Source organism: Edwardsiella piscicida (genome assembly GCF_001896205.1).
Classification (GTDB): Bacteria; Pseudomonadota; Gammaproteobacteria; order Enterobacterales; family Enterobacteriaceae; genus Edwardsiella; species Edwardsiella piscicida.
On sequence record NZ_MPNU01000001.1, the window covers coordinates 555,678 to 570,969 of the forward strand.

At 61.5% G+C, this 15,292-nt stretch carries 13 protein-coding genes and 1 tRNA gene; 5 read left to right on the plus strand and 9 right to left on the minus strand.

Translation table 11 applies throughout. From position 1 onward, the window contains the following. Nucleotides 1–5: 5 nt before the first annotated feature. On the minus strand, nucleotides 6–1,247 hold the full coding sequence (sstT, locus tag BRD58_RS02450) for a serine/threonine transporter SstT (RefSeq protein WP_034168227.1): 1,242 nt from the start codon (nucleotides 1,245–1,247) through the stop codon (nucleotides 6–8). A 351-nt stretch (nucleotides 1,248–1,598) separates the two neighbouring features. After that, nucleotides 1,599–2,567, minus strand: a complete 969-nt coding sequence (locus BRD58_RS02455; RefSeq protein WP_012847314.1) for a TerC family protein — start codon at nucleotides 2,565–2,567, stop codon at nucleotides 1,599–1,601. A 384-nt stretch (nucleotides 2,568–2,951) separates the two neighbouring features. On the opposite strand from BRD58_RS02455, the gene BRD58_RS02460 reads away from it, so the two are divergent. Further along, nucleotides 2,952–3,860: a DMT family transporter gene (locus tag BRD58_RS02460; protein ID WP_073381516.1), complete on the plus strand. Its 909-nt coding sequence runs from the start codon at nucleotides 2,952–2,954 to the stop codon at nucleotides 3,858–3,860. Between the two features lie 34 nt (nucleotides 3,861–3,894). Here BRD58_RS02460 and BRD58_RS02465 read toward each other — a convergent pair whose 3' ends face one another. Then, complete coding sequence (locus BRD58_RS02465; protein ID WP_012847316.1) at nucleotides 3,895–4,875, minus strand: Gfo/Idh/MocA family protein; 981 nt, start codon at nucleotides 4,873–4,875, stop codon at nucleotides 3,895–3,897. Nucleotides 4,876–4,930: 55 nt separating this feature from the next. After that, nucleotides 4,931–5,434: a M48 metallopeptidase family protein gene (locus BRD58_RS02470; RefSeq protein WP_073381518.1), complete on the minus strand. Its 504-nt coding sequence runs from the start codon at nucleotides 5,432–5,434 to the stop codon at nucleotides 4,931–4,933. Between the two features lie 77 nt (nucleotides 5,435–5,511). On the opposite strand from BRD58_RS02470, the gene rlmG reads away from it, so the two are divergent. Both rlmG and BRD58_RS02480 read left to right on the plus strand, forming a co-directional pair. Further along, nucleotides 5,512–6,657 carry a 23S rRNA (guanine(1835)-N(2))-methyltransferase RlmG gene (gene rlmG, locus BRD58_RS02475; protein ID WP_012847318.1) on the plus strand — a complete coding sequence of 382 codons (1,146 nt, stop codon included), beginning with the start codon at nucleotides 5,512–5,514 and terminating at the stop codon, nucleotides 6,655–6,657. A 182-nt stretch (nucleotides 6,658–6,839) separates the two neighbouring features. Continuing rightward, nucleotides 6,840–7,997 carry a pyridoxal phosphate-dependent aminotransferase gene (locus tag BRD58_RS02480; protein WP_015460836.1) on the plus strand — a complete coding sequence of 386 codons (1,158 nt, stop codon included), beginning with the start codon at nucleotides 6,840–6,842 and terminating at the stop codon, nucleotides 7,995–7,997. A gap of 27 nt (nucleotides 7,998–8,024) precedes the next feature. On the opposite strand, the gene qseC is transcribed toward BRD58_RS02480, so the two are convergent. Continuing rightward, nucleotides 8,025–9,389 (minus strand): quorum sensing histidine kinase QseC, encoded by a 1,365-nt coding sequence (gene qseC / locus BRD58_RS02485; protein WP_012847320.1) that lies wholly within the window; start codon nucleotides 9,387–9,389, stop codon nucleotides 8,025–8,027. Then, nucleotides 9,389–10,048 carry a quorum sensing response regulator transcription factor QseB gene (qseB, locus tag BRD58_RS02490; RefSeq protein WP_015460838.1) on the minus strand — a complete coding sequence of 220 codons (660 nt, stop codon included), beginning with the start codon at nucleotides 10,046–10,048 and terminating at the stop codon, nucleotides 9,389–9,391. Before qseB ends, qseC begins: the two co-directional genes overlap by 1 nt. A gap of 213 nt (nucleotides 10,049–10,261) precedes the next feature. On the opposite strand from qseB, the gene BRD58_RS02495 reads away from it, so the two are divergent. Continuing rightward, nucleotides 10,262–10,663, plus strand: coding sequence for a YgiW/YdeI family stress tolerance OB fold protein (locus tag BRD58_RS02495; RefSeq protein ID WP_015460839.1), 402 nt, complete (start codon nucleotides 10,262–10,264; stop codon nucleotides 10,661–10,663). Nucleotides 10,664–10,721: 58 nt separating this feature from the next. Here the strand turns inward: BRD58_RS02495 and BRD58_RS02500 are convergent, their stop codons facing one another. Continuing rightward, nucleotides 10,722–13,154, minus strand: a complete 2,433-nt coding sequence (locus BRD58_RS02500) for a formate C-acetyltransferase/glycerol dehydratase family glycyl radical enzyme (RefSeq protein ID WP_015460840.1) — start codon at nucleotides 13,152–13,154, stop codon at nucleotides 10,722–10,724. 4 nt (nucleotides 13,155–13,158) lie between these two features. Continuing rightward, nucleotides 13,159–14,058 (minus strand): glycyl-radical enzyme activating protein, encoded by a 900-nt coding sequence (locus tag BRD58_RS02505; protein WP_012847324.1) that lies wholly within the window; start codon nucleotides 14,056–14,058, stop codon nucleotides 13,159–13,161. 143 nt (nucleotides 14,059–14,201) lie between these two features. Here BRD58_RS02505 and fsa point away from each other — a divergent pair, with 143 nt between their 5' ends. Then, complete coding sequence (fsa, locus tag BRD58_RS02510) at nucleotides 14,202–14,864, plus strand: fructose-6-phosphate aldolase (protein WP_012847325.1); 663 nt, start codon at nucleotides 14,202–14,204, stop codon at nucleotides 14,862–14,864. A 229-nt stretch (nucleotides 14,865–15,093) separates the two neighbouring features. Here the strand turns inward: fsa and BRD58_RS02515 are convergent. Next, nucleotides 15,094–15,169, minus strand: a tRNA-Ile gene (locus BRD58_RS02515). Nucleotides 15,170–15,292 lie beyond the last annotated feature (123 nt).

A 15,292-nucleotide genomic window follows, 5' to 3' on the forward strand; every position in this document is an offset into this window, starting at 1 on the left:
AGGGGTTAGCCCAGCTCTGCGGCGCTATCGCCGGTGCTTTCCTCTGCTGCCACGCAGGCGGCCGCGGTGAACAGAACGTCCGTTGAGGAGTTGAGGGCGGTTTCACAGGAGTCCTGCAGGACGCCGATGATAAAGCCGACCGCGACGACCTGCATGGCGATATCACTGCTGATACCAAACAGGCTGCAGGCCAGCGGGATCAGCAGCAGGGAGCCGCCGGCGACCCCGGAGGCGCCGCAGGCGCAGACCGCCGCCACCAGGCTGAGCAGCAGCGCCGTCGGCAGGTCGACGCTGATCCCCAGGGTATGCGCCGCCGCCAGCGTCAGCACGGTGATGGTGATGGCCGCACCGGCCATATTGATGGTGGCGCCCAACGGAATGGAGACCGCATAGGTATCCTCATTGAGCTTCAGCTTCTTACACAGCTCCATGTTTACCGGGATGTTGGCGGCCGAGCTACGGGTAAAGAACGCCGTCAGACCGCTTTCACGCAGGCAGGTGAACACCAGCGGATAGGGATTACGTCGGATTTTCCAAAACACGATTAAGGGGTTGAGAACCAGGGCGACCAGCAGCATGGCGCCGATCAGCACCATCAGCAGGTGGGCATAGCCCCACAGGGCGTCGAACCCGGTTTCAGCCAGCGTCGAGGAGACCAGCCCGAAGATACCCAGCGGCGCAAAGCGGATGACCACGCGAACGATAAAGGTGACGCCGTAGGAGAGGTCGCCCACCACGCGTTTGGTGGTATCAGAGGCATGGCGAAGGGCGACGCCCAGACCGATGGCCCAGGCCAGAATACCGATGAAGTTGCCGTTGGCCAGAGCGCGGAACGGGTTATCCACGACGTTCATCAGCAGGGACTGCAGCACCTCGACGATCCCGCCCGGCGGGGTGATATCGTTGGTGTGGCTGACGAGCGCCAGCTGTGACGGGAAGGCGAAGCTGACCACCACGGCCACCAGTGCGGCGGCGAAGGTGCCAAGCAAATACAGCAGCACGATAGGCCGCATGTTGGTTTTTTGTCCCTGACGGTGGTTGGCGATGGAGGCCGCCACCAGAATGAAGACCAGCACCGGCGCGACGGCTTTCAGGGCGCTGACGAACAGTGTACCCAGCAGCCCGGCGGCGATGGCGCCGGATTGGGAGAACGAAGCCAGCGCGATCCCCAGTACCAGCCCTACCAGGATCTGGCCGACTAGGCTACCGCGCGTAATGAAACGCACGAATCCAGATTGTCTTTCCATAATCGATTACCCACTTGTTATATTTTTGGATTACATGTCATGCATGCAACCTGTAACTAAATGTGTTTGCCACCCCAGTATAGGGAAATCGACTCAATTGGGAACGCTGAATTTATAAAATTCTGTCGCCACGCTATAAATTTAACTCTAATTTAACTTTTTATTGCATTTATTAACGATAGCGTCGAAATGTAGGGAAAAAAGCCAACTGTGCTCACATGGCAAACCGTGCCTCTAGAATAATTTGCTGAAAAAGTGTCTATATCAAAGAATTATTCCAAATAGATTTCGGGGGTTTCTGACGTTTTGTCAGGTAAAACTCCCCAGTATTAGCATACCGGGGAAGGGGCGTTATCGGGGGGCGCGCGATGCCCGGCGATGGTTGACCCCGGCGTTAATCAGCAGGGTCAGCGCCAGGATCCCGGCGACGATGCCCAGGGAGAAGGCGATGGGAATATGGTAGAAATCGACGATCAGCATCTTGATGCCGATGAAGGTCAGAATGGCTGCCAGCCCGTACTTTAACAGCGTAAAGCGCTCGGCTACGCCGGCCAGCAGGAAGTACATGGCGCGCAGCCCCAGAATGGCGAACAGGTTGGAGGTCAATACCAGGAACGGATCGGTGGTCACGGCAAAGATCGCCGGAATGCTGTCGACGGCAAAGATCACGTCGCTCAGTTCGACCAGGATCAGCACCAGCAGCAGCGGGGTGGCGAACAGCGTACCGCTGCGGCGGGTAAAGAAGTGCTCGCTTTCAATGCAGTCGGTCATCCGCAGGTGGCGGCGCAGCCAACGCACCAGCGGGCGATCGCCGAGATCGCCGTCATCGTCGTGGGCCATGGCCATCTTAATACCGGTAAACAGCAGGAAAGCGCCAAACAGGTAGAGGATCCACTGGAACTGGGTCACCAGCCAGCTACCGGCGAAGATCATGATCGTACGCAGAATGATCGCCCCCAGCACGCCGTAGACCAGCACCCGGCGCTGCATGTTGGCCGGCACGGAGAAATAGCTGAACAGCATCAGCCAGACAAAGACGTTATCTACCGCCAGCGCCTTTTCGATCAAATAGCCGGTGAGGAATGCCAGCGCCTGCTGATCGGCCGCCGCGCGTCCCAGGGTTTCACTCAGATAGAGCCAAAGACCGGCGTTGAACAGCAGCGCCAGGCTGACCCAGACCAGCGACCAGACGGCGGCCTGGCGCATGGTCATCGCCTGGGCGCCGCGCCGACCCTGCAGCAGTAGATCGATAGCCAGCATAATCAGGATGATCAGGGCGAAGCTCCCCCATAGCCAGGGGGTGCCAACAGAGTTGAGCATGGAAGTCTCCTATAAGGTTAATCAATAACGGGTGTCGGAGGGCGAACACCGTGCGTGCATTTATTAACCACGCGTTGCCTGTACCTCGCCTTCCGGCAAGGTCTCACTTACAACGCATCCACGGGCGGGAGCCCGCGAGGTTGCCCGGTAACCGGGTGCTGTGCACCGTAATGACGATTAACCGGCAAATAAGAAGTTACTCCCCTTTGCTGCGCAGAAAATAATGCAAAATGTGTCATTGGTCAATCCCTGTTCGCTGTTCAGGATAGGCATGAACCGCCGTTCTCTCAGATCGAGATGGCATAAGCAATCCGGGGGCTATCCATGCATCGTCGGGCGGAAGCCGCTATAGTGCCTGTGGGATAAGAGAAGGGTGGTAATGTCATGGCAGTTGCAAGAAAAACCAATCCACTGGCGATAGTGGGTCTGATCGCCTTGACGCTGATCTGGAGCTACAGCTGGATTGCGATGAAACAGGTAACGCAGTATATCGGGGCGTTCGACTTTACCGCGCTGCGCTGCGTCTGCGGCGCGCTGCTGCTGCTGGTGGTGCTGCGTCTGCGCGGACGCGGTATGCGGCCGACGCCGTTTGGCTATACGCTGGCCATCGCGCTGCTGCAGACCTGCGGTATGGTCGGCTTGGCCCAGTGGGCGCTCATGAGCGGCGGCGCTGGCAAGGTGGCTATTTTAAGCTATACCATGCCGTTTTGGGTGGTGATCATGGCCGCCCTGTTTCTCGGCGAGCGGATGCGGCGCCTGCAGTATGTCGCGATTGCGGCGGCGGCCCTGGGATTGCTGCTGGTGCTGCAGCCGTGGAAGCTGGATCTCTCCTCGCTGCAAAGTGCGCTGCTGGCGGTGCTCTCCGGCATCAGCTGGGGGGCGAGCGCCATCGTGGCCAAGCGAATGTATGCTCGCTATCCGGGCATTGATTTGCTGGGGCTCACGACCTGGCAGATGCTGTATGCCGCCGTGGTGATGAGCGTGGTGGCTTGGCTGGTACCGCAGCGCAGCGTGGACTGGCAGCCCTACGTGTTCTGGGCGTTGGCCTACAGTGCGATTCTGGCGACGGCGCTGGCCTGGAGTCTGTGGCTGTTCGTGTTGAAAAATCTGCCGGCCGGGATCGCCAGTCTGAGCACCCTGGCGGTCCCGGTCTGCGGGGTACTGTTTTCCTGGTGGCTGCTGGGCGAGAACCCCGGCCCGGTGGAGGGGAGCGGTATTGTGCTGATCGCGCTGGCGCTGGCGGTGATTAGCATCAAGAGGCAGGGGCCCCAGGCGCAGAGCACCCGTCGATAGCGCTGGGCCGGCCGCGTCGGCGGCCGGCGCGGTATCAGGCGCGATCGGCGGGAAAGACCACCCCGGTTTGGCGGCGTATCTCGTCCAGCAGGCGGGCCGTGCTGAGCGCGCGCGCCACCCCGGCGTGGGCCACCCGGCCCTCTCGTATCAGGCGGGCGAAGGCCTGCGCTTCATACTCCATGGTATTTTCACGCTGAACGACGCCAATCTCTTGCGCCACGCCGCCGCGCGGGATCAGGGTTACCCGCTGGCATTGGGAGAGGTGCTCGATCACCAGGCTGCCCTCCTCGCCCTGGATCTCGCTGGGCAGCGCCGAATCGCTGACCTTGGAGTGAAACAGCAAGACCTCAAGGCCGGGATAGCGCATGGCGACGTGGCCATGGGCGTCAACGCCGGAGTCCAGCAGTACCGCCTCGGCGCTCACCCGCTGCGGCTCGCCGAACAGCGCGACGCCGCTGGCCAGACAGTAAAAACCGATATCCATGATAGATCCGTTGGAAAAGGCCGGATTAAAGGTATTGGGGTTTTCACCGTTGAGATAGCGAGGATAGCGGGAAGAGTATTGGCAGTAGTTGAGAAAGGCCTTACGCAGGCGGCCAAGGCGCGGCAGCGCGCTGCGGATGACGTCAAAGTTGGGCAGATAGGCGGTTTTAAAGGCTTCGAATAGAACGACGCCGTTGGCGCGGGCGCAGTCGAACGCGCGCTGGGCCTCCGCGTGGGTCGAGGCCAGCGGTTTCTCACAGATGACGTGCTTACCATGGCGCAGCATCAGCAGCGTCTGGGCGCAGTGCAGGGCGTTGGGGCTGGCGATATAGACCGCGTCGACCTCTGGGCTGCAGGCCAGCGCGTCAAGGCTGTCAAAGCAGTGTACTGCCCCGTAGGGCGCGGCAAAATCGGCGGCCTGTTCCAGGCGGCGTGAATAGACGGCGCTGAGGCGATATTGGCCGCAGGCCAGCGCGGCATCGACAAAGCGCCGGGTAATCCAGTTGGTTCCGATGATAGCGAGGCGGATCATGGCAGTCTCCCTGAGGATAAAAATTACCCGTCAGGCTAACACACTCGCTGTACGATCAATATACGCTGCCCTCAACATCCAGGCAGGTCAGGTAGAGCCGGGCATCAAACTCCAGCTGGTGATAGTCGGGCGCCATATGGCAGCACAGACTGTAGAAAGCCTTGTCGTGATTTTTTTCGCGCAGGTGGGCCAGTTCGTGCACCACGATCATCCGCAGCAGGGCCTCTGGCCCCTGACGGAACAGGCTAGCGATACGGATTTCCGCTTTGGCCTTCAGCCGGTTGCCCTGAACGCGGGATACGGCGCTGTGCAGGCCGAGCGCCTGCTGGATCACCTGAATGCGGCTATCGTACTGTACCCGGCTAAGGGGCGGGGTATTGCGCATATAGCGATTTTTCAGGCTGTGCGCATAGTCATACAAGGCCCGGTCCGTGGTGATCGTATGGCGCTCGGGGTAGCGGCGGCGCAGCGTATCGCCCAGGCGCCTTTGCGCCAACAGGGTACGAACCTGCGCCAGCAGGGGCTCCGGATAGCCGGCAAGGTAACTCAGGTGCGTCATTTGGCCCTCCTTCAGGTACAATGGCGGGCTATTGTACTTTATGCCCGCCTACGGCGGGGCACTTTTGCGGAGGGGCGATGAGCCAACTCGAATCCAGCGCCGGTTGTCCGGCTATCACCGGCCTGACGCTGGCGCGTTTTCCCCGTCAGTCTGACGATCCTTCCCTGCAGGCCTGGGAGGCCGCGGACGAATATCTGCTGCAGCAGATCGATCTGACCCAGGCGCAGGGACGCCCGACCATCATCTTTAACGATGCCTTTGGCGCGCTGGCCTGTGCTCTGCACGAGCTGCGTCCCTACTCGGTGAGCGACTCCTACGTCAGCCAGCTGGCGACGCGCCATAATCTGCAGCTTAACGATCTGGACGAGGATGCCGTTACCCTGCTGGACAGCCTGAGCCCGCTGCCGGAGGCGCCCGCGCTGGTGGTGATTAAGCTGCCTAAAATGCTGGCGCTGCTGGAGCAACAGCTGCACGCGCTGCGGGCGGTGGTCGCGCCGGATACCCGCATTATCGCCGCGGCCAAGGCGCGCGATATTCATACCTCGACCCTACAGCTGTTTGAGTCGATCCTGGGGGAGACGCATACCTCTCTGGCGTGGAAAAAGGCCCGCTTGATTTACTGTCAGGTGGGCGAGCGCGCGGTGACGCCGGCGCCGGCTACGACCGTTTGGCCGCTGGAGGGCACACCTTACACTATGCATAATCATGCAGGAGTATTCTCCCGCGGCAGCCTGGATATCGGTGCGCGTTTTTTCCTGCAGCACCTGCCGGAGGGGATACAGGGTGAGGTGGCCGATCTGGGCTGCGGCAACGGCGTCCTGGGACTGGCGGCGCTGAGCAGCAGCCCGCAGGCTCGGGTGCTGTTTGCCGATGAGTCCTATATGGCGGTGGCCTCGGCGCGCCTGAACGTGCAGCATAACCGTCCGCAGGATTTGGCGCGCTGCGAGTTCTGGGTCGGTAACGGGCTGGCGGGGCGCGAAGGCGGCACGCTGGACGCGGTGCTGTGTAACCCGCCGTTTCATCAGCAGCATTCGATTACCGATCAGGTGGCGTGGGACATGTTCGTCGCCGCGCGGCGCTGTTTGAAGCGCAACGGGGCGCTGTATATCGTCGGCAACCGTCACCTGGACTATTATCCGAAGCTGCGTCGTTTGTTTGGCAACTGCGCTACCCTGGGAATGAACCGCAAATTTGTGGTGCTCAAGGCGGTGAAAACGGCCTGAACGCCGCGCCATATTGAAATAAATACGCATGGAAAGTGAATAAATATTGGTCATGGCATGATTTTTGGTTATGCTGAACGCGGTTATCCTCGCTCAACCGTTATCCCAATATTGTCTTCCGACGCCGACCGAACCGGGGCTCCCCCGCGTCGGTCGAGCCGGAAAAAGAAAAGGACTTTGCCATGGATCGTCGCACCCTGCTTAAATCCTCTGTCGCCCTGCTGGGCGCGCTATCGCTCTCAGGCCCGGGCTCGCTGGCCCGGGCGCAGTCTGTCGCCCAACGGCCCGCCGCGCCCGATGCTGACCATCCGCTGGCGCTGAATTTTAACGAGAATGCTCTCGGTATGTCGGCGCAGGCGCACCAGGCTATCGCCGCCGCGCTGCCCGGCGCCTTTCGTTACCCCGATGCGGCGCGGGAGGCGCTGATTGCCGCGCTGGCCAGCGAGATGGCGCTGACGCCGGCTCACCTGTCGTTAGGCAATGGCTCCTCGGAGTGTATTCGCGCCATTCTGCAGGCGCAGGCGATCGCCGCACAGCGCCAGGGAAAGGCGGTGCAGCTGGTGGTGCCGGATCCCACCTTTAACTACGCAGAGCTGTATCTGCAGCCGCTGGGTGTTGAGGTGGTCAAGGTGCCGCTGGATGCGCAGCTGGGGTTCCCGCTGGCGGAGATGCAGCGCCGCACTCGCGCCTTTAACGGCCTGTCGCTGGTCTATCTGTGTAATCCGAATAACCCGACGGCGACCCTTACTCCGACCGATGCGCTGGCGGCGTGGATCACCCAGGCGCCGCCGGATACCTTCTTTGTCATCGATGAGGCCTATGCCGAGTTCGTCAACGATCCGGCCTTTCGCAGCGCCGTGGCGCTGGTGCAGGCGGGGCATGAGAACCTATTGGTGACGCGCACCTTCTCTAAGCTGTATGCGCTGGCCGGGCTGCGGGTGGGCTATGGGGTCGCGGCGCCGTCGGTGGCCGCGCAGAGCGAGGCGCTGATGTCGCTGGATAATACCAACAGCGCGGGCGCCGCTGCGGCGCTGGCCTCTCTGCAGGACCGCGCTTTTGTAGAGCACAGCCGTAAGACGACGGATCTCTCGCGGCAGATCGTGTGCGCGGCGCTGGATGAGCTGCAGCTGGCCTATCTGCCGTCTCAGGCCAACTTTATTTTTCACCAGGTTAACGGTGATGCCGCGCGCTACCAGGCGCGAATGAAGCAGCACCATATCCTGGTCGGCCGCCCATTCCCTCCGTTAAATAACTGGAACCGCCTGACGCTGGGGACGCCGCAGGAGATGCAGCTGTTTGTCGCGCAGCTGCACGCGTTCCGCCGTCAGGGGTGGGTCTGAGTCACGGAGAGCCTTAGTGCGCGTCGCTTACCAGCGCAGCGTGGCCTGAAATCCCCCGCCCGGCGCGTGGTCAAACTGCACCTGCATCCCATGCAGGGAGGCTATTTGACGGACGATAGAAAGTCCCAGTCCACTGCCGGTTTTCTCCTGGCCCGGCGGGCGATAAAAGCGCTCGCCCAAGCGCTGTAGCACAGCATCGCTGACGCCTGCGCCGTTATCGGTGATCTGCAGACGATGGCTGGTCAGCCGCAGGGTGACCTGGCTGCCCGTCGGGCTGTAGCGGATCGCGTTATCCAGCAGGTTGCGGATCAGCAGGGAGAACAGCAGCGGCTGGATACGTCGGCATACCTTGGGATCGTCCACCGACAGCGCCAGGGCGACCCCTGCGGCATGGGCCTTTGCGTCCATGTCGATCACCGCCGTCTGTAGGAGTTCGGCCAGCGCCCGCGGCTGCACATCGTCCAGCTGGGAGAGTGAATCAAGGCGCGACAGGGTCAACAGCTGATCCACCAGTCGGGTCGCGCGATCGATCCCCTGCTCCAGCTGGCCCAGCGCGCGCTGACGCAGGGCGAGATCATCCTGCGCCAGCTGTACCACTTCGGCCTGAACCCGCAGCGCCGCCAGTGGGGTTCGCAGCTCATGGGCGGCGTCAGAGGTAAAGCGCCGCTCGCGCACCATCTGCGCGTTGGTACGGGCAAATAGGGTGTTGAGTGAGGCGACTACCGGCCAGACCTCGCTGGGAATGGCCTCGCGGGGTAACGGGGTGGCATCGTCCGGGCGGCGTCGTCTCAGCGCCGCCGCCAGGCGGTGCAAGGGCGCCAGTCCGCGGCTGACCACCAGCAGTAGCAGGATCACCATGACCGGCAGCGCCACCAGCCAGGGCACCATCTGCGCCCCGACGATGCTCAGCGCCATGTCGTTGCGATAGTCCCACTCCTGGCCGACTAAAATCCGGTAGCGTCCGTCCGGGGTGGTGAGCCACAGCAGCCGCCAGCTGTCATCGTCGTTATCCAGATAGCCATCGGTAAAGCCGTCCCCCTGGTAGCGGTACACCAGATTATCGCCGTTGTCTCCGTCGTTGAGCAGCATACGTCCATCGGCGTTGAAGATGGCGAACGCCAGCGCGTCCTTGTCCTGATCTCCGCGGTGTTTACGTAGTAAATCATGGCTTTGCGGTAGCTGCAGCGGGTGCTTTAGCTGGCTGAGATCGAAGGCCAGCAGGCGCTTGGCAAACAGCATCTGTTGGGTGTCGAACAGCTCGTTGAGCGCATCGCGCGTCTGATACCAGGTCAGGGCGCTGGCGCTGCTCCAGACCAGCAGTACCAGGATCAAAAAGCCGCCGGTCAGCCTGGCGCGCAGGCTGTGGGTCAGCTGGCGGGACAGATGGCGCATCAGGCGTCTCCCAGCGTGTAGCCGACGCCGTGCACGGTGCGGATAAAGTGGCTGCCCAGCTTGCGGCGCAGGTGGTGGATGTGGACCTCGACGGCGTTGCTGGAGACATCGTCATCCCAGCTGTAGAGCTTTTCCTCGATCAGCGAGCGCGGCAGCACGCGCCCGGCGTTGCGCAGCAGCAGCTCCAGCAGGGCGAACTCCTTGGGCTTTAGCGGCAGCGATGCACCGTCGAGGGTCGCGGTGAGGCTCAGGGGATCGAGGCTCACCGCGCCGTGGCTGAGCAGGGTCTGGGCCTGGCCGTGGTTGCGCCGGATCAGCGCCTGCAGGCGCGCGGCGACCTCGATCAGGGCGAAGGGCTTACACAGATAGTCATCTGCGCCCTGCTGTAGCCCGGTCACTCGCTGCTCCAGGGCATCGCGGGCGGTCAGGATCAGAACCGGCTCCGCGTGCCCGGCTTCGCGCCAGCGGCGCAGAATTTCCAGCCCGTCGATGCCCGGCAGGCTCAGGTCGAGGATCACGGCGTCATAGGGCGCGCTCTCCAGCGCCGTCATGCCTAGCTGCCCGTCGGTAAACCAGTCCAAGGTAAATCCCATCTTACTCAATCCGGCTTTAATACCGTCGCCAATCAGGCGATCGTCTTCAATTAACAGTACGCGCATATGCTCATTTTCCCTTGGCTATTGCGCCTGATTTAACCGTGTGGCAAGCCTTTTGTACAGCGTTAGCGCTGCGTAATCGCCCCCTATCGGCGGTGATAAAAAAAATTGAGCGCTATGATACATACTTAAGATCTTGTTAAGGACTGTTTGGTGTAATGCACTCATCGGCAGTCAGTGAGGCTGCTTTCTGAATTCCATAACGGGAGAACAATGATGAAAAAAAGTGCTGCTATTTTCGCTATTCTGGCCCTGTGCAGTGCACCGGTTCTGGCTCAGACAGGTGGATTCTCTGGCCCGGGTGCGACGCAACAGGTTCAGAATACCCAGCAGAGCGGCGGCTTTGTCGGCGGTCAGCAGGCGGTAACCACCGTGGCGAAGGCGAAAGATCTCAACGATAACAGCTGGGTTGTGCTGCAGGGCAACATTGAACAGCGCGTGCGCGGCGACCACTACACGTTCCGCGATGCCACCGGCACCATTGAAGTTGAGATCGACCACAAGTACTGGAACGGGCAGACCATAACGCCGAAAGACAAGGTGGAGATCCAGGGTGAGGTCGACAAAGATTGGAACACCACCAAGATTGATGTTAAGCGCCTGCATAAGATGAACTGATTAATGCAGCGAAGGTGAGTATGGCGGCGCCGTCCCGGTTGGACGGCGCCGTTTTTTATTACAGCACGTGTTCGGTGCGGGCGATGATATCGTCCTGGGTATCCGGCGACAGCGCGGTAAAGAATGCCGAATAGCCGGCGACGCGCACCACCAGATCGCGGTAGCGTTCAGGGTGGGCCTTGGCATCGAGCAGGGTATCGCGTGAGACGATGTTGTACTGGATATGCCACCCCTTATGGACCTCAAAGAAGGTGCGCAGCAGCAGCATCAGCTTTTGGCGATCGCGCTCATTCTCCAGCGTGGCAGGGTTGAGCTTCTGGTTCAGCAGTACTCCGCCCAGAATGGCCCGGGTCGGCAGCTTGCCGACCGATCCCATCACCGCCGTCGGTCCGATGCGGTCGGTGCCGGAGGCGGGGCTGGCGCCCTCCGCCAGCGGCGTATGGGCCTTGCGGCCGTCCGGCGTGGCCAGCGTGGCGGCGCCGAAGGGGACGTTGGCCGAGATCGATGAGGTGCCGGCGTAGTAGCCGCCGCCGACCGGCCCGCGACCGTGACGTGGGTTGCGGTAGTGGGAGAGCTCATCAATATAGCTGTCATAGGCCCGCACCAGCAGTGCGTCCACGCTGTCATCGTCGTTGCCGTACTTGGGCGCGCCGTTGAGCAGGCGCTGGCGCAGCAGTTCATGCTGCGGGCCGTTAAAGTCCTGCGCCAGCGCGTCGGCCAGATCCTGCTGGCTGATGCTGCCCTGTTCAAAGACAAGCTTTTTCACCGCGGCCAGACTGTTGCCCAGGTTGGCGATACCGACCTGCAGACCGGAAACCCAGTCATATTTGGCGCCACCCTGTTTGATGCTCTTGGCACGCTCAATGCAGTCATCCACCAGCGCCGAGCAGAGAATGTCGTGGGCGTTCTCCTCCAGCGCCGTATCAACCACGTATTCGATCTCGATAGATTTGCGCGTGTAGTAGCGGATCTGGCGCTCCCAGGCGGCCATGACCTGTTCGAAGTCCGCGAAGTTCCCCAGCGACAGCGCCTGCGGCTGCGGTAGGAAAACGTCGCCGCCGGTGGCATCGCGTCCCCCCTCCAGCGCCGCCAGCATGACGCGAGCAACGTTGATAAAGCTCATCCCGGTGCAGCGGTAGCCCCATTTGCCCGCCACGGCGGTCTCAATGCAGCCGATAGCGGCGTACTGATAGGCGTCCTGTGGCGCGACGCCAAGGTCGATAAAGGCGGGAATGACGATCTCATCGTTATTGAACGCCGGCATACCAAAGCCGCAGCGGATCACCTGAGTGCAGGCCTCGAGGAAGTCGTCGCTGATCCCGGCATGGTAGCGTACGCTCAGATTGGGCTGGGTGGAGCGCAGGCGTCCGCAGGACTCTAGAATGGCGTAGGAGAGCGGATTAACCGCATCCTGCGGCGTGCCGTCCACCAGATTCTGGCCGCCGATGGTGACGTTCTGGTAGAGCGGGCTGCCCGCCGAGGCCTTGGAGTGGGTGCCGGAGCGGATCTTGTTGACTTCCAGCAGCTTCAGCCAGCAGCTTTGCAGTAGCTCAATGGCCTGCTCGCGGCTGAGGCGCTGCTCCAGCTCGACATCGCGGCGATACCAGGGGTAGAGATACTGATCCATGCGGCCAAAGGAGACGGAGTGGCCGTTCGATTCGATCTGCAGCAGCAGCTGAATAAAGTAGCACAGCTGCAGCGCCTGCCAGAAAGTCTGCGGTGGGCGGTGGGCGATGTGTTCACAGCCGTCGGCGATGGTGAGCAGTTCGCTGCGCCGTTCGGCCCGGGGCTCATCGACGACCATGCGTCGGGCCAGGGCGGCGAAACGCAGACAGTGCTGGCTAACCGCCTCAAGCGTGATATCGACAGCCTTGAGGAACTGTTCGCCGTGCAGATCGTCCAGCTGCGTCAGATCGATGCGGCGCCGGCGCGCGGCAACCCGCTCGCGTAGCCCATCCAGCCCGAGATCCAGCAGCAGCGGATAGTTGACCGCCAGGTGGGCGTCGCCGGAGGTCATGTTGCCCTCCGCCTTGATGATGCCGCTGGCCAGCAGCGCCTTCTGTTCATCAGTAAACATACCGTAGCAACGATCCTGTACGGTTTGCCCGCGCCACCATGGGCAGACGCGGTGCAGAACCGCTTTATCCTCTTCCGTGACGCTGAAGCCGGCGCCGGGGCGATCGGCCAGATCGTCGATCTCCTTCTCGATCCAGCTGACCGTATACTCGGGGAAGATCGGCGCCGCGCGTACTCGGCTGGCCTGATTACCTACGATCAGCTCATCATGGTTAATCCAAATGGTGCGACGGGCCAGGTGCTCCGCCAGCGCCAGCGCGCGGCGTACCGGCACAGGCTTGTCCAGATGACGCTGGTAGGCCTCGGTGTAGTGAACCGCCCGCTCGGTGCAGATCGGCGGCGTGACGATATGGATCAGCGCCTCTTTATGCGCCCGGATACGCTCACTCAGGGTGTTCAGCTGCAGTATGGTCATCGTATTATCCTCCCAGAATCACGCTCAGACCGCGCTGGCACGCATAGTCGCGCGCCGCATCGAGCAAAGCGGGATCGTTTAGTGGCTGCGCCGGCGCCAGATAAGGCTGACCGAGCAGACGGTATTTATTGCGCCCCAGGGTGTGGTAGGGCAGAAAATGGATCTCGCGGACGGTGAGCGCGACGGCGGCAAAGTCGACTATCCGGCGGATATCATCGAGGTTGGCATTAAAGCCAGGGATCAGCGGTACGCGCAGGATCAGCGTCGCCCCTGCGGCGGCCAGGCGCGTCAGATTATCCATAACTCGCCGCGCGCTGCCGCCGGTCCACTCGCGAAAGCGCGCCTCGTCTACGTGCTTGAGATCCGCCAGGAACAGATCGGTATAGGGCAGCGCCGGGGCGATATAGCGCCAGGGCACATGCAGACAGGTCTCAACGGCGGTGTGGATCCCCGACTGATGACAGCGCCGGAGCAGCGTTTCGGCCAGCGTCGGCTGCATAAAGGGCTCGCCGCCGGAGAGCGTGATGCCGCCGCCGCTGCGTTGATAGAAAGGGCGATCGCGTTCAGCCTGGCGTAGGATCTCCTCGACGGCGAGCGCCTCACCGCAGACCGTGAGCGCCTGGCTGGGGCAGCAGTCGCGCAGACGCTCAAGGGTATCGGCATCGGCCCGTTGGCGTAGCAGAGTAAGGCCCTGGCCAGTGCGTATCGCGACCGCGGGTGCGGCCTGCTGACACAGTGAGCACCCCGTCAGACAGCTGCGCTCGTCATACAGCAGCTGGGGCGTCCGGGTCAGACTCTCCGGGTTCTGACACCAGCGGCATGCCAGGGAGCAGCCTTTGAGGAAGATCACCGTGCGGATCCCCGGGCCATCGTGAGTGGAGTAACGCTGGATGTTGAAGATCATCGTCAAGGCTCCATTTTCTTCTTATGAAGATTAAATAACTTTCGAACGAAAGTTGATTTGATTTTGATCAATAATTGGAGCGCTTTTCGCCGCTATACTGAACAAAAATTAGCCCTGCGTCACCGTTGATTAAGGACATAAGCATGGAACTCTATCTCGACACAGCCGACTGCGCGGCCGTTCAGCGCCTGGCCCGTATCCTGCCGCTGGCGGGCGTCACCACCAACCCCAGCATTCTTGCCCGCAGTGGCTTGTCGCCCGCGCAGGCGCTACCGCGCCTGTACGATGCGCTGGGGGGCCACGGCCGTCTGTTTGCCCAGGTGATGGCGAACGATGCGCAGGGCATGGTGAGCGAGGCGCGTGCGCTGCGCGCCATCGTGGACAATCTGGTGGTGAAGGTGCCGGTGACGTCGGAAGGGTTAGCGGCAATTAAATTGTTGAAACAGGAAGGGATACCTACGCTTGGCACCGCGGTATACGGCGCCGGACAAGGACTGCTGGCGGCGCTGGCCGGCGCCGACTATATCGCGCCCTACGTTAACCGCCTGGATGCGCAGGGGGGCGATGGGATTAAGACCGTAGAGGCGCTGCAGCGCCTGCTGACCCTGCATGCGCCGCAGGCCTCGGTGCTGGCCGCCAGCTTTAAGAATGCCCGTCAGGCGCTGGACTGCCTATTGGCGGGCTGCGGCGCGATTACGCTACCGATAGAGGTCGCCGAGCAGTTTATCAGCGCCCCTGCCGTCACGGCCGCGGTTGCCCAGTTTGAGCAGGATTGGCAGGATGCCTTTGGCCGTCGTACGCTGTAATCATCCCTTTCCGCGCGTATTCTCACCCGGCGGCGCCGCGCCGCCGGCGTCTCGTTCTTTCGAATCGTTATTTTCCTTTCCCACCGCGTAGATAATAGGGGCTATGCCGTTATACGCATCGCTTGCGCGCGTGGCGGGAGGCGGGGGCGAAAAGGGGACTGCGCGGTTTACCAACAAAAAAGCCACCCCGTTGAGGATGGCTTAATTGATTGAATCTAAAGCTAAAATTTGGTGGCCCCTGTTGGGTTTGAACCAACGACCAAGCGATTATGAGTCGCCTGCTCTAACCACTGAGCTAAGGGGCCGAATGGCGAGGATTATAGAGTAAATCAAGGGGGAAGATCCAGTGTTCGCGCAGCGGACGCCGCTTTTTTGAACATGGCTAGCCCGTTGTTATTACGGTAAGATTTCAGGTACGACGAGAATGC

Excerpts from the sequence above, each read along its gene's own strand:
- BRD58_RS02455 (WP_012847314.1), bottom strand. The coding sequence starts at position 2,567 with ATGCTCAACTCTGTTGGCACCCCCTGGCTATGGGGGAGCTTCGCCCTG.
- qseB (WP_015460838.1), bottom strand. The coding sequence starts at position 10,048 with ATGCGCGTACTGTTAATTGAAGACGATCGCCTGATTGGCGACGGTATT.
- sstT (WP_034168227.1), bottom strand. The coding sequence starts at position 1,247 with ATGGAAAGACAATCTGGATTCGTGCGTTTCATTACGCGCGGTAGCCTA.
- BRD58_RS02495 (WP_015460839.1), top strand. The coding sequence starts at position 10,262 with ATGAAAAAAAGTGCTGCTATTTTCGCTATTCTGGCCCTGTGCAGTGCA.
- BRD58_RS02505 (WP_012847324.1), bottom strand. The coding sequence starts at position 14,058 with ATGATCTTCAACATCCAGCGTTACTCCACTCACGATGGCCCGGGGATC.
- rlmG (WP_012847318.1), top strand. The coding sequence starts at position 5,512 with ATGAGCCAACTCGAATCCAGCGCCGGTTGTCCGGCTATCACCGGCCTG.
- BRD58_RS02460 (WP_073381516.1), top strand. The coding sequence starts at position 2,952 with ATGGCAGTTGCAAGAAAAACCAATCCACTGGCGATAGTGGGTCTGATC.
- qseC (WP_012847320.1), bottom strand. The coding sequence starts at position 9,389 with ATGCGCCATCTGTCCCGCCAGCTGACCCACAGCCTGCGCGCCAGGCTG.
- BRD58_RS02500 (WP_015460840.1), bottom strand. The coding sequence starts at position 13,154 with ATGACCATACTGCAGCTGAACACCCTGAGTGAGCGTATCCGGGCGCAT.
- BRD58_RS02480 (WP_015460836.1), top strand. The coding sequence starts at position 6,840 with ATGGATCGTCGCACCCTGCTTAAATCCTCTGTCGCCCTGCTGGGCGCG.
- BRD58_RS02465 (WP_012847316.1), bottom strand. The coding sequence starts at position 4,875 with ATGATCCGCCTCGCTATCATCGGAACCAACTGGATTACCCGGCGCTTT.
- fsa (WP_012847325.1), top strand. The coding sequence starts at position 14,202 with ATGGAACTCTATCTCGACACAGCCGACTGCGCGGCCGTTCAGCGCCTG.
- BRD58_RS02470 (WP_073381518.1), bottom strand. The coding sequence starts at position 5,434 with ATGACGCACCTGAGTTACCTTGCCGGCTATCCGGAGCCCCTGCTGGCG.